Annotated in this window: 12 protein-coding genes and 1 tRNA gene; 5 read left to right on the top strand and 8 right to left on the bottom strand. The window is 61.6% G+C overall.

The window, feature by feature from the left end; genetic code table 11:
* Positions 1 to 302 precede the first annotated feature (302 nt).
* From AC6IZO_RS15090 to AC6IZO_RS15080, 3 genes are all read left to right on the top strand, one after another.
* A complete protein-coding gene (locus AC6IZO_RS15090; protein ID WP_497806083.1) occupies positions 303 to 950 on the top strand; it encodes a trimeric intracellular cation channel family protein in 648 nt (215 codons plus the stop codon).
* A gap of 103 nt (positions 951 to 1053) precedes the next feature.
* Positions 1054 to 1416: a hypothetical protein gene (locus tag AC6IZO_RS15085; protein WP_497806081.1), complete on the top strand. Its 363-nt coding sequence runs from the start codon at positions 1054 to 1056 to the stop codon at positions 1414 to 1416.
* Positions 1417 to 1594: 178 nt separating this feature from the next.
* Positions 1595 to 3019: a sodium:solute symporter family protein gene (locus tag AC6IZO_RS15080; protein WP_497806079.1), complete on the top strand. Its 1425-nt coding sequence runs from the start codon at positions 1595 to 1597 to the stop codon at positions 3017 to 3019.
* 18 nt (positions 3020 to 3037) lie between these two features.
* Here AC6IZO_RS15080 and AC6IZO_RS15075 read toward each other — a convergent pair whose 3' ends face one another.
* From AC6IZO_RS15075 to AC6IZO_RS15055, 5 genes are all read right to left on the bottom strand, one after another.
* Entirely contained in the window at positions 3038 to 3613 is a 576-nt protein-coding gene (locus AC6IZO_RS15075; protein WP_497806077.1) for a Swt1 family HEPN domain-containing protein, read from the bottom strand.
* Positions 3614 to 3620: 7 nt separating this feature from the next.
* Positions 3621 to 4244 carry a DUF5343 domain-containing protein gene (locus AC6IZO_RS15070; RefSeq protein WP_497806075.1) on the bottom strand — a complete coding sequence of 208 codons (624 nt, stop codon included), beginning with the start codon at positions 4242 to 4244 and terminating at the stop codon, positions 3621 to 3623.
* A 177-nt stretch (positions 4245 to 4421) separates the two neighbouring features.
* Positions 4422 to 5048 (bottom strand): LysE family translocator, encoded by a 627-nt coding sequence (locus tag AC6IZO_RS15065; protein WP_497806073.1) that lies wholly within the window; start codon positions 5046 to 5048, stop codon positions 4422 to 4424.
* Positions 5049 to 5139: 91 nt separating this feature from the next.
* Positions 5140 to 5229: transfer RNA gene (locus AC6IZO_RS15060), tRNA-Ser, on the bottom strand.
* A gap of 185 nt (positions 5230 to 5414) precedes the next feature.
* Positions 5415 to 6359 (bottom strand): HD-GYP domain-containing protein, encoded by a 945-nt coding sequence (locus tag AC6IZO_RS15055; protein ID WP_497806071.1) that lies wholly within the window; start codon positions 6357 to 6359, stop codon positions 5415 to 5417.
* A 320-nt stretch (positions 6360 to 6679) separates the two neighbouring features.
* On the opposite strand from AC6IZO_RS15055, the gene AC6IZO_RS15050 reads away from it, so the two are divergent.
* Complete coding sequence (locus tag AC6IZO_RS15050) at positions 6680 to 8137, top strand: CapA family protein (protein ID WP_497806069.1); 1458 nt, start codon at positions 6680 to 6682, stop codon at positions 8135 to 8137.
* A gap of 67 nt (positions 8138 to 8204) precedes the next feature.
* Here the strand turns inward: AC6IZO_RS15050 and AC6IZO_RS15045 are convergent, their stop codons facing one another.
* Complete coding sequence (locus tag AC6IZO_RS15045) at positions 8205 to 8405, bottom strand: cold-shock protein (RefSeq protein ID WP_497806067.1); 201 nt, start codon at positions 8403 to 8405, stop codon at positions 8205 to 8207.
* Between the two features lie 256 nt (positions 8406 to 8661).
* Between AC6IZO_RS15045 and AC6IZO_RS15040 the strand changes: the two genes are divergently transcribed.
* Positions 8662 to 9243 carry a hemerythrin domain-containing protein gene (locus tag AC6IZO_RS15040; RefSeq protein WP_497806065.1) on the top strand — a complete coding sequence of 194 codons (582 nt, stop codon included), beginning with the start codon at positions 8662 to 8664 and terminating at the stop codon, positions 9241 to 9243.
* On the opposite strand, the gene AC6IZO_RS15035 is transcribed toward AC6IZO_RS15040, so the two are convergent.
* Positions 9240 to 10958, bottom strand: a complete 1719-nt coding sequence (locus AC6IZO_RS15035) for an ArnT family glycosyltransferase (protein WP_497806063.1) — start codon at positions 10956 to 10958, stop codon at positions 9240 to 9242. The two genes, AC6IZO_RS15040 and AC6IZO_RS15035, sit on opposite strands and share 4 nt — an antisense overlap.
* A 56-nt stretch (positions 10959 to 11014) precedes the next feature.
* Entirely contained in the window at positions 11015 to 12247 is a 1233-nt protein-coding gene (locus tag AC6IZO_RS15030) for an ABC transporter permease (RefSeq protein ID WP_497806061.1), read from the bottom strand.
* Positions 12248 to 12294 lie beyond the last annotated feature (47 nt).

Below are 12294 nucleotides of genomic sequence, written 5' to 3'. Positions count from 1 at the left end.
ATGCGCTGTCCTTCTCGCTCGGGTAACAGCGCCAGGAATCAGAATCCCGCGAAATGCGGCATTTCCCGCAGAAACCGACGGCGATAAACACACGCGGATTCCTCATTTGGATTGCAGGCCGGAAATGAGATTGCATTTCCTCCTGCATGCCGAAGAAACGAATCTGCCTCTCGAAGCCTCAATCGAGTTCTGCCGGACCAGAAACACCGGACCAGAAGCATCTGTGCCAATTCAATCTGCGCCAGTCCCGAGCAACCTGCCAGCCACTGCCGGTGCACACGAAGCGTTGGCATAATGGAGATATGAAGTTGATTCGCCTTGACGGATTGTTTTTCGCGGTCGAGTTTCTCGGCGTCTTTGCCGGCGCCCTGAGCGGCGCTCTCTACGCCATCCGTCACCCGCGCTACAAATACGACCTGATCGGCGTCTTCGGCCTCGCGTTCGTGGTGGCGCTCGGCGGCGGCATCACCCGCGACGTGATTCTCCAGCACGGCGTTCCACTCGCCTTTGAAGACGAACGCTACATGGCCATCGCCTTTGTTGGCGCTCTGATGGCCATCGCCTTCGGGCACCGCATGGGACCAAGCGTAAGCCGCGCCATCGATGTCGTCGACGCCTCCGCGCTCGGCTTCTTCGCCATTGCCGGCACCACACGCGCACTCAACGACGGCCTCATCGTCGTTTCCAGCATTCTGCTCGGTCTGCTGACCGCCGTTGGCGGCGGCCTGCTGCGCGACGTTCTCTGCGGACGCACGCCGAGGGTCTTTGAGCGCGGGCAGTTCTACGCCATTGCCGCGCTCTGCGGCAGCGCCACCTTCCTCATCTGCGACGCTGTGCACTTCAGCCGCGCCACCAGCACCGTGGTGGGCACTCTGACCTGCTTCCTGCTGCGTCTGCTCTCCATGCGCTACAACTGGCGCACCAGCCACATTGGAGCCCGCGAAGCTTAATCTCTGCGCAGTTTCCGCTTCCGGCTACAATGGCTTGGTGAAGTCGGCCCAGTGGCCCTTCTACTTTTTGCCAGAGGTCTTCATGCGGAAATCTCTACTTTTCTTGACTCTGATGGTGCTGCTGGCCATCGCACAATCGGTGGCGCAGTCCGCGCCGCCTTCTCACAACATCATGGGAGACCCCAACCGTTTTGCCGACGCGCACCTGGCGGGCCTGGATGCGCAGGTGCACCTGACCGACGAGCAGAAGGCGCGGATCCGCCCGGTCTTCTTCGCCGAAGGACAGAAGCTGATCGCCATCCTGAGCGATGCGTCGCTCAACCCCGACCAGCGCGGTCTGCTCATCCAACAAATGCACTTGCAGACCGCAGAGAAGGTTGCCTCCATGCTGACGCCCGAGCAGCGCAAGCTTCAGCCGAAGGCCCCGCCCACTGGCGGACGGACTTCGCACCCCGCACAGATTTGATCGTTCGTCGCGGAGCCGGCAACAACAAGGCATAAGATAGAAGGCGCGGACTTGTCCGCGCCTTTCTGCTTGGAGCACGATCCGGTGGCGCGCGGCGCGCCAATTGCGCCGCGCCCGTGAATTGTGCGAAGCTCTCAGGTTTTGCAGTTCATTCTTCACGCTCCGAGAGGGAGTGAACTTGCCCCACTATTCATTCTTATTCGGCATTGCACTGGTTTTTCTGGCGATTACGGCCGTGGCCTTCCTTGCCGCCCGCAAGGTGGAATCCGCCGAGGACTTCGCCGTCGGCGGGCGACGCGCCAGCGCCGGTCTGGTGGCTGGCAGTTTGATGGGCACCATGATCGGCGGAGCCTCCACGGTCGGCACCTCGCAGGTGGCCTTCCGCTTCGGACTCTGCGCGTGGTGGTGGTGCCTGGGCGCGGGCATCGGCTTTCTGCTGCTGACCAGCGGCATCGGGCGTCGCCTTTATGAGACCGGTGCAACCACCGTGCCCGAACTGCTTTCGCGCAGCTACGGAAACCGCATACGGCCCTTCGTCGCCATCTTCACCTCGCTCGGCATTCTGTTCAGCTTCATTGGAAACAGCCTGGCCTTCGTGGCCCTGTGCAGTTCCACGCTGCACACGCGCGCGCTCACCTCGGCGCTGCTCGGCATGGTGCTCATGCTGGTCTATGTCATGTTCGGGGGCGCGTGGGGCACAGGCATGGGAGGCATGCTGAAGGTCGCGCTGGTCTACGTTTCACTGGCCTGCTGCGCCGTGGTGGCCTGGCGGACATTGGGCGGCCTCGGCGGGCTGACCGCGAGCTTCCCTGCCTACCCGTGGTTCTCACTCTTCGGGCGCGGCTATGCGGTGGACGGCGCGGCGGGCTTCTCCATGCTGCTGGGCGTGCTCTCCACGCAGAGTTACTTTCAGGCCGTGGCTTCCGCGCGCGACTGGAGCGCGGTGCGCAAGGGAGCGTTCCTCTCGGCGCTGGCGACTCCGCTCATCGGGCTGGCCGGAGTGCTGATCGGACTCTGCATGAAGGCGCACTTCCCGGCCACCGCATCGGCCGAGGCGATGCCCGCCTTCGCTCTGCGACTGCTGCCGCCCATGCTCTCCGGCGTGGTGCTGGCCACGCTGCTGGTCACCATCGTCGGATGCTCGGCCGGACTGGCGCTGGGCATCTCCACCATGTTCTCCGTGGACATCTATAAGCAGCACCTGCGTCCGTTGGCGACCGGGGCGGAGATTCTGCGCGTGCAGCGCGGCACGCTGCTGGTGACCTCGCTGGTGCCGCTGTGGTTCGCCGCGGGCAACTCCGGTGCAACCATTCTGGACTGGAGCTTCCTCTCCATGAGCCTGCGCGGATGCACCGTGCTCTTCCCGCTGCTGGGCACGCTGTTCTTCCCGAAGCTGGTGCGTCCGCTGGCCGGAGTGGCGGCCGCCTGCGTCGGCCCGCTGACCGCGTTCTGCTGGCACCTGCTGCGGCCCAGAGGCATGGACCCGCTCTACCCCGGCCTCGCCGCCAGCCTGCTCGCGCTGGTCGTCCTCAGCCTGCTGCTGGCGGACACGCCCGCCCCCGAAGCATCCTTGGAGCGCGCCGCCGAGAGTGAGCCGGAGTAACTTGATTCTCCGTAGCTGTTACGAACCGACCTGTCGAATCCAGTCGCGAATCGAAGTACCTACGCGCTCTACGTCTTGCGCTCCTAACTCGCCGCTGTGCATAATCACATTCCGTGAACGTTCAAGGGTTGTGATGATTTGACGAACCCAATCTTGCGATTGGAGATAATTCTCAAAATGCTCCCAATTCTGGCTGACGATTGAACTGAGGTCCCCAAACTCTGTGTAATTAATTGGTTGATCGCCACGCGGTGTGTGCCAGCGGACTTTGGTTTCGTCGTCGCGACGAGTCTCGGCTTTGGTTCGAATCCTTTCCGAAACTGCAACGGTCCACCAGTCAGCCCCGATGCTTTCCAATAACCGCTTGGAGACAAACTCGCGTACGGTGTTCTCAAATGCTGCAATCGCCACGTAAACAGTCGCCATGCGTCGAGCCTTACAAACCAAGTCCTCATCCAAAACATCAATTGGAAGCCTCTTTGATAGTTCCGGGTCAAGGTCTCCATTTGTGTGTCTTCTCAATCGCTGGGTCTTGTCTAGCGTCTGGTCAGCAAGAAGCCCCCTAAACACGAACGAATACAATTGGTCATTCATTAGCACCTCACGCTAGGTGCCGCCGCAGCGCTTGAAAGATTGCATCGTAAACGGCTGGGTCACGCGACTCAGGAAGATGGACCTGAATGTTGTAATGAAGCTGGAGATTGTCGCGGGAAACGGGCTTCTCATCAGATGGAGCAGATGGGGATGCCTGTTGGGGGATTGTCGCGGTCACCGGTTCCACGACAGTGGCGATGGCGGGCGCATCCCAGTCAGCAAGGTCAGCAAGAGCCTTGAATGTGTTCGCCATCAAATTAAGTACGTTGTCAGACTTCTGCCCAAGAGTAAGTGTTTTGAGTTTGTTCTTGACCTCATCGACAGTCATTTCCTGAGCTTTGAGGTTAAGAGCAAACAAATCCTCGTAGGCCTCCCGCAGAGCATCCGCTAAAACACGCCCCGATTGGGTTTGGTCCAAGAATAGATAGTATCGCTGTGTAGGCGTTCCAGACTCATCAATGAATCCAAGACCCTTTAGAACAGCAATAAATAGTCTGTCGTTGCTGCTTGAAAATTCAAGATTGGTGAGGAATTTGTTAGTGAATCGCTCGGGGGCTTTTGCTGAGCGTATAGCATTTAGAAAAGATTCGAGATTCTTGGTGGTCACTAGGTACGCATTCGTCAAAGCCATTACTTTCCAAGCTCCACGGTGGAATTGACTGCGCTATCGATTTGGCACGGATTGTACTCTCTCTGCCCGGCGTGGACCTTATCCGCAGGTTGTTCGCAAAAATCGGGCTCCGGCACTCACGAACAGACTAAGCCCTCAGCGTGACGAGTGCGAATGAATTCTCGGATGGCGGCGTCTCTACTTCGTGTCTCCGAAGGCGACGAAGGCGCCCAGGCCCATCATGGCGACGCCGGAGGCGACGCGCTGATTGCGGCGGAAGCGCCAGCTTGAGCGCAGGCGCGTGCCGATGGGCGCGGCGAAGGAGACCACCAGCAGGTCGGCCGCCGTGTTCAGCGAGACCGACAGCACGCCGAGCAGCAGGAACTGCACCACAAGGTGTCCGCGCGCGGGATTCACAAACTGCGGCAGGAACGAGAGGAAGAACAGCGCCGTCTTGGGGTTGAGCACTTCGGTGAGCACGCCCTGCCGGAAGGCGTGGTTCGCTCCGCCGGCCTCGGCCGGCTCGTCCATGGGCACGTTGCGCGTGCGGATCATGCGAACACCGAGCCACACAAGGTAGAGCGCGCCCGCGTATTTGACCACGGCAAAGGCCGTGGCCGAGGCCGCCAGCACCGCCGAAAGTCCGAGGGCCGCGGCCACCACGTGGATGAGGCCTCCGCCGAAGGTGCCAACCGCCGAGAGCATGCCCTCGCGCTTTCCACCGGCCAGCGTGCGCGCCAGCACGTAGAAGATTCCGGGGCCGGGCGTGACCGCCAGCAGCGTTGCCGCCGCAAGGAAGAGAACGAGCAGGTGGGTGTCCAACATCCGGGGATTATAGCCTGCGGTTGGCGGCAGCGGAACCCGCTCCGCGCAAGGAATCTGCGCTTCGGTTTTGAATTGAAATGGAGGAAGGCGCTGGCGGAGGGTGAGGGATTCGAACCCCCGTTAGGGTTACCCCTAAAGCGGTTTTCAAGACCGCCTGTTTCAACCACTCACACAACCCTCCGCGCCGGGCTTGTTCTGGTTGGGATGGGCCTGCCCACATTGTACGACGAGCGCAGGCTGCGGCAGAAATGGAGCCGCGTGCTTTGCGAGTGGCCCGCCCCGGACATTGACGCCTCAGCCGTTCGACGCAAAACAGAAAGGGCGTGGCCGCAGCCACGCCCTCAAAACCAAGGAACCTTGCAGACGCTACACCACCACTTCAGGAATTTCGAGCATGCGCTTGTGGAATGCCTCGAGGAAAGCGGAGACCACCTGCGGGTCGAACTCGCGTCCGGCGCCCCGCTCGATGATGTCACGGGCTTCGAATGGTGACGAGCCCTTGCGGTACGGGCGGTCGCTGATGATGGCATCGTAGGCATCGGCCACGGAGAGGATGCGCGCTTCCAGCGGAATCTCCTCGCCCTTCTTGTCCGTGTAGCCGCTGCCGTCGTAACGGTCATGGTGGCTCAGGATGATGGGCAGCACGCGGCGCAGCGAACCGCCAACGGGCTCCAGCATGTCCACGCCCCGGGAGACGTGCTCGCGCATCTCCTCGTACTCCTCGGCGGTCAGGCGGGCGGCCTTGTAGAGAATGTCGCGACTGATATCGAGCTTGCCAATATCGTGCAGCAGCGCAGCGGCCCGCACGTCCTCAATGCGCTCCTCGCCAAAACCCATTTCAGCGGCAATGCGGGTGGCATAGATGGAGACGCGGTAGGAGTGGTTCTGCGTGTACTTGTCCTTGGAGATGAACTGCCGAAGGATCATCAGCACGCCCTGGTAGGTCTGGCGCAACTCGCGGATCTTGGCCAGGTTGCGCTCGTAGAGCGTGCCCATGGCGATGGCCGTCAGGATCAGCGTACCGGCCCAGACAGCCAGCTCGTACCACTTCTCGCCGCTGAGCACCATGCCGCGCGAGGCCAGTACGTCGGGGTTGTAATACGCGATCAGGATCACCAGCAGAATGCTGGCGAAAGCGGTTGAAATCGCGTGACGGCGACCATAGGAGTACGCGGAGAAAATTGTCGGCAGGCTATAAATGCCCAGCAACATGCCATGTTCGCCGACCGCAAAATTGATCAGTGCGGCGATCACAAACAGCGACAGAATCACCCATAACTCACGGTTTACTTCTGATAGCTTGCGCGACATGACGTCCTTTACGCCCAACCCTGCCCTCTCTTTCGCCCAACAAACCACTGCTTCCAGCGCCCGGCTGGGCCGCGCTTGAAACGAAATTGCAGGCGAAAGTGAGTGAATCGTAAGCCATTCGCTCCGCTACGCGCAAGATTTTCCACCCCATCGATGGGCCATTGTACCGCCGTGCTCCAGTTCTTTTGGAAGAGGCGATCTTGATTCCCCCATCCGCGTTTCCGGCTCGGCTTGGGGCCTTCGGCAGACCTTTGTATACTTGTTGGAAATGGCGCGGCCCTGCGGACACGCCAACAGGGGCAGCCATTTCAAACATGCGCATGCGATTTTCTCTCCGGCTTTTGGCTTCCGCGCGGCTTCAGGCCGCCTTCGTGCCCCTGCTCTGCCTGCTCGTCGTGCTGGGCGCCTCGTTCCACCTGGGGCACGTTCAAACCGTGGCCGCCGAAGCCGAGTACGCCGGACGCGCCACGCGCCCCGTGGCCCTTGCACGGGTCAGCTTTGCCGCCGCCGGCGATGTGATTCCCCACCAGGCCGTGCGGGCCGCCGCCGACGCCCAGAAGGCTCCCGATGCCGCCGCCAACCATGACGGCTGGGACAACCTGTTCGGCGAGGTCTCCGACATTTTCCGCTCGGTCGATTACGGCTTTGTGAATTTGGAGACTCCAGTTGCGCCGGTGCACTCACACGGTACACGGCCCTTCCTGTTCAACGCTCCCGTGGCCCTGCTGGATTCGCTCAAGGCGAACAACGTTGGCGTGGTCAGCTTTGCCAACAATCACGCCATGGACCAGGGGTGGGCCGGCTTTGGTGAAACCGTGGAACAGTTGGCCGCGCACAAGATTCTCGGCGCCGGAGCGGGGGCCAACGCTGTGGCTGCCTGGCAGCCGGTCATCGTGGAGAAAAACGGCGTGCGCGTTGGTTTCCTGGGTATGACGCGGTGGCTCAACGGCGGACGCAACCCGGAAGACGCCAAGGCTCCGCACGTCGCCTATTTCCCCTATAAATCCGATGCTGCCGCCTCGCCAGGCATCGACGAAGCTTACGTGCTGGAGGCGGTGAAGCGCGCTCGCCAGCAGTGCGACCTGCTCGTGGTATCGATCCACTGGGGCGTGGAGTACGCAGTGGCTCCACGCACCGATGACGTGGAGTTGGCGCACAAAATCATGGAGGCCGGGGCCAGTCTTATCCTTGGGCACCACCCGCATGTGCTACAGCCAGTGGAAACCTATCGCACGCAGGACGAGCGCAACACGGTCATCGTCTATTCGATGGGAAACTTCCTCTCCAACCAGTCCCGCACCTATGTTGACGGGCTGATGCCGGACCGGACCGGCGACCCGCGCGACTCGCTGATTGTGCGCTTTGCGGCGGTGAAGAAAGACTATGGCCCGGGCGGCACGCGCGTGGAGCTTGGCGATTTCGGCATTCTGCCTGCATGGACCGAGAACAATAACCTGGCTTTACAAAGCGGACGCGACCGCTCACCGTTGATTCGTCCGGTTTTGATGGACCGCGAAATTCCGCGGCTGGAAGCGCGCATTGATGCCCTCGAGAAATCCTGTTCACAGGCGACTTCGCCGAGCGAAGCCGGAGCAGATGGAAAAGCATCCGCGGGGAGCGCACCGCCCGCGGCGCCCTGCCAGCTCGCTGGCGAACAGAAGCGTGAGTGGCTCTCGCTCGAAAAGCAGCTCGACACCCTGCAGCATCGCCGCGAGGTGCTGCTCCAGCGCACGGGCGACGACTACCTGATCGCTCCGCCACCGGCAAAGGCAAAGTAGCTCTCACGAGCAAAACGAAGGGCGGCCCGAAGGCCGCCCTTACTGAACTGTAGCGTTTCTCGTGACCTTACAGAGCGGTCACGTTCTCTGCCTGCCAACCCTTCGGTCCCTGTACGACGTTGAACTGCACGGCCTGACCTTCTTTAAGGCTGCGGAAGCCGTTGGTCTGGATAGCCGAGAAGTGAACGAACACATCCTCGCCGTTCTGGCGGCTGATGAATCCGTAGCCTTTCGCGTCGTTGAACCACTTAACGATTCCTTGTTCCATGGTGTTGCGAGTCCTTCTTGTGTTGAGATCGCTGAGTGAATCGGAAGGTGCTGGAGAGGCAGGTACTTTGGGGTAGTACAGAAACTGCTCCGAGCGGACGTCCAAATCAAACGCGCCCACATTATACCCTGACTCTTTTTAAATACACGCGAAAACATTACGCGTCTTGTATACGGAATTTCCAGCCGCGCCGATCTGTTTTTCATGCTCCAGAAACCGCAAAAATCCTCCCCTTGGCGTACGTTTTCGGGCGATAATGAAATTCACGGTCAATTTCAATATGCTGAACCAGATCACGCCGCACGCCTCCTCCGCCGCTGAGTCTCCCCTGCAGATGCTCCTCGATTGCCACCAGCGCATCCGCCACTTCTGCGCCCTGGCGCAGAAACTCGCCGCCACCGAAAATGCTCCCGTCGCGCAGATTGCGCAGGCCGCCGCCGAACTTCACCGGTACTTCTCCATCTCACTGCCGCTGCATGAGGCCGACGAGAACCTCTCGCTGCACGTGCGGCTGCGCATGTGCGCCCCCGAGGACAAGGACGCCGGCGACAGCTCCAACGCCATGGTCATCCAGCACCAGACCATCGACGATCTTGTGCTGCGCCTGCTTCCCTACTGGGAACGTCTCGCAAAAGACCCCATCGCGCTCGCCGGCTTTGCCCCGCAACTCACCGAGCACAGCAACCGCCTCGCCGAGTTGATGGAAGGCCATTTGAAGATGGAAGAGGAGCAGGTCTTCCCGGCCATTGCGCGGCTGCTCAGCGCCGAAGAGCAAGAGGGCATGATGGCCGAGATGCGCTCGCGCCGCCAGACCATCGAGGGTTCGCAACCGGCTTAACGCCTGCGGTAGATGACGTAGTTGTCCAGCGACTCAACCTGCTCGAATTCCGGCAGCAGTTCGATGACTTTGTGCAACTCGGGGAATGGCGTTTCCCCAAGTTGCAGGTCGCGCTTCAGGATGATCCAGCGCACGTCGCGCTCACGCGCCAGCCGCGCAATCTGCCCGGCGGAATACGGGTTCACGGTGTGGTCGAACATGGTGGCCGGGAAGCGCGTAAGGCGGCCGGTGGTGAAGTAGAACAAGTCTTCGCCGGGCAGGCAGAGCACCTGCTCGTCGCGAGGGATGGCGTGGTCGGTGTAGCGCACCAGTTCTTCAAAGTCTGCGATCCAAGGCCCACGCATGGCGAGGCCCTTCAACTGCGGCAGCGTTGAGTGCGCCAACTCTCCATCCATGTTCACGTAACTCAGCCGTTCCTCACTCCGCACATAGAACGCACCCGCCACAATGAGCAGCGCGGCAATCGTCGCCGTCAGCGGAAATGCCAGATTCTTTGCACGTGGCGCAACTTCAGACAACGAGGCTAGCGAGCACGCCACCAGCACCATCAGCAGAGGCCACAGCGCGTAGGTGGAACCCCAGAGCTGCTGCGATAGGAACGCCCCGTGCACGGCCACCAGCAGCACCACGGGCAGCCAGCGACGAACGCCGCGCAGCTTGCAGATGGCAAGGACACAGAGAACCAGTGCTGCGACCATCACCGGCGGCCACACGTCGAGCAGCCGCTCGGCCCGCTCGGAGTCGTCGGAATCCAGCGCAAGGTAGAGAACCGCCCACACGAAGGGCGCACACATCATTACCACGGACGTCGCGCGCAGCCAGCGGCGCCCGGTTCTTGCCGCCAGCACCGCACCTGCAAGCATCAGTGCGAACAGCGGCCACATCCACCAGGTGGAGTAGACGCCGAGCATCAGGGACCAGCCCGGCAACCGGCGCTGCGCCGCGAACTGCAAGGTCCAATGGATGTAATTGCCCAGCCCGACCGTTGCGGCAATCGTAGCCAGCCCTGCGGCGAGCGCCACGGTCGCACCGGCCACCACGCAACCCCGCCGCCGCGTGGCTTCCCGCTCGCCTGCGCGCCACCCCCGCAGCCACTCCAGCTTGATGGCAGCCATCATGGCGACGGCAAACAACAATCCTACATTCTGCTTGATGAAAATAGGCAGCACCACCAGCACGCCAGCCGCAAAGGCCATCCAGCGCGGCGAAGCCTGCTCTTCAATGCGCAGCAGCATCCACACGGCCGCCAGCATCGCCAGCGTGCAGTCAGGGTCATAAAACGGATGTGGAAAGATGCAGTAGATGCCGAGCATACATAGCGGCGCGGCCAGTGCCACGGAGGCCCACCACGCGTGCGCCACGCGTTCTGCCAGCAGACGCAGCAGCACACGCCACGCCAGTACCGTAGCCAGTCCACCCACCAGCGCCGCGTAAGCAATGTGGTGCCAGTACACGCGCCCGAACAAACGAATAATCAGCGACTGCACGAGAAACGTGAACGGAGCGTAGGGGAAGGCAAAATCGCGGTACGGCAGTTGCCCGCTGGCGATTCGCGTGGCGTTTTCGAGGATGTAGCTGACGTCCCACAGAACGGTCAGCCTCGCGTTCTGCCAGAGAACGACCGTCGCCGTGGCGGCAAACAGCAGGGCCGCCGCGCACCAATCGCGAGCGCGCCAGCGCAACTGCCCGTCGCCGTCGATAGAAGAAAAGGCCATCGCTCTATTGTCGCCTGCGATGGCCTATCTGAGAACCTTGGTGCGAAAGTTGTGCGTTATTCGTAGCGCAGGGCTTCCACCGGGTCGAGGCCAGCGGCCTTGGTGGCCGGGTAGATGCCAAAGAACAGACCCACGCTCATGGCGGCCAGCACGGCCACGCCGATGGCCCAGGTCGGCACCGCCGCCGGAATACTCGGCAACAGGAGGTTGGCCAGCCCCACCAGTGCGAGCGAGAAGATCACGCCCGCCACGCCGCCCATGCCTGTCAGCACCACGGCCTCTACAAGGAACTGGCGCACCACATCGCGCTTGCGCGCGCCAATGGCCTTGCGCACGCCAATTTCATGGGTACGCTCGGTCACGGACATCAGCATGATGTTCATGACGCCGACGCCGCCCACCAGCATGCCCACGGAAGCCACAGCGATGGTCAGCAGGGCGATGGAGCCCATGATGCTGCGGAACTGGTTCGAGATCGCCTCGGCCGAGCTGATGCCGAAGCTGTCCGGCTTGTTGAAGGCGTCTCCACGCGTGCGCCGCAGCACGCCGGTGACCTCATCCTGCGCCTGCGGCTTCTTGCCGGAATAGGCCTGCGCGGTCAGGAAGTTCTCTTTGTCCATCGGGCGATGCTTGCGATAGCTCCAATAGGGGACGATGACCTGCTTGTCGGCGTTGGAGTCGCGCAGTAAGACGCCTTTGCGCTTCTCCAGCACGCCCACCACATGGAAGGTCATACCGGCGACCTGTATCTCCTTGCCAACCGCGTCGTGGGCCGGAAACAGCGTGTCGGCCAAATCGTAGCCAAGCACGGCCACGTCCATGCGGTGATCGTTTTCGGTCTCCGTGTAAAAACGGCCCTGCTCCATGTGCGCGTTCTGCACCGACTCATAGGACGGTGTGGCGCCCTCGAACTGGATGCTCGTCACCTCGCGGCCGTTGTACTTTGCGGTCGGGATGAACACCTGCGTACCGGGCGTCCAACTGGTGGAATCCAGCTCGACGCAGACTTCCTTCACCGAGGGAGCGCCCTCGCGGATGGCCTGTGCGTCTTCGTAGTTCAGCGGCTTGCGGATGCGCAGTTCCTGCGGCAGGCGGCCCATGTGGATGCCCGGCTCGAACTTGTAGATCATCAGCGTGTCAGTGCCGTAGTCTTCCAGCGCATCACGCAGGTCCTTGTCCACGCCGTACATCACGCTGAAGACCAGCACCAGCACCACCACGGCGATGAAGACGCCGAGCACCGTGAGCGCCGAGCGCATCTTGTGCTCGCGCAGTGTTTCCAGCGCCATGCGCGTGTTCTCGTTCATTTGGAAAAACCGCCGCAGTGACTTCATTC

The organism is Oryzophilus luti (assembly GCF_059726245.1).
Note: the sequence above shows the minus strand (reverse complement) of the source record. Positions and strands in the feature narration are given on the sequence as shown.

Bases quoted from the DNA above. Each gene is read 5' to 3' on its own strand.
- AC6IZO_RS15090 (WP_497806083.1), top strand. From the start codon at position 303: ATGAAGTTGATTCGCCTTGACGGATTGTTTTTCGCGGTCGAGTTTCTC.
- AC6IZO_RS15075 (WP_497806077.1), bottom strand. From the start codon at position 3,613: ATGAATGACCAATTGTATTCGTTCGTGTTTAGGGGGCTTCTTGCTGAC.
- AC6IZO_RS15070 (WP_497806075.1), bottom strand. From the start codon at position 4,244: ATGGCTTTGACGAATGCGTACCTAGTGACCACCAAGAATCTCGAATCT.
- AC6IZO_RS15065 (WP_497806073.1), bottom strand. From the start codon at position 5,048: ATGTTGGACACCCACCTGCTCGTTCTCTTCCTTGCGGCGGCAACGCTG.
- AC6IZO_RS15055 (WP_497806071.1), bottom strand. From the start codon at position 6,359: ATGTCGCGCAAGCTATCAGAAGTAAACCGTGAGTTATGGGTGATTCTG.
- AC6IZO_RS15050 (WP_497806069.1), top strand. From the start codon at position 6,680: ATGCGATTTTCTCTCCGGCTTTTGGCTTCCGCGCGGCTTCAGGCCGCC.
- AC6IZO_RS15045 (WP_497806067.1), bottom strand. From the start codon at position 8,405: ATGGAACAAGGAATCGTTAAGTGGTTCAACGACGCGAAAGGCTACGGA.
- AC6IZO_RS15040 (WP_497806065.1), top strand. From the start codon at position 8,662: ATGAAATTCACGGTCAATTTCAATATGCTGAACCAGATCACGCCGCAC.
- AC6IZO_RS15035 (WP_497806063.1), bottom strand. From the start codon at position 10,958: ATGGCCTTTTCTTCTATCGACGGCGACGGGCAGTTGCGCTGGCGCGCT.
- AC6IZO_RS15030 (WP_497806061.1), bottom strand. From the start codon at position 12,247: ATGGCGCTGGAAACACTGCGCGAGCACAAGATGCGCTCGGCGCTCACG.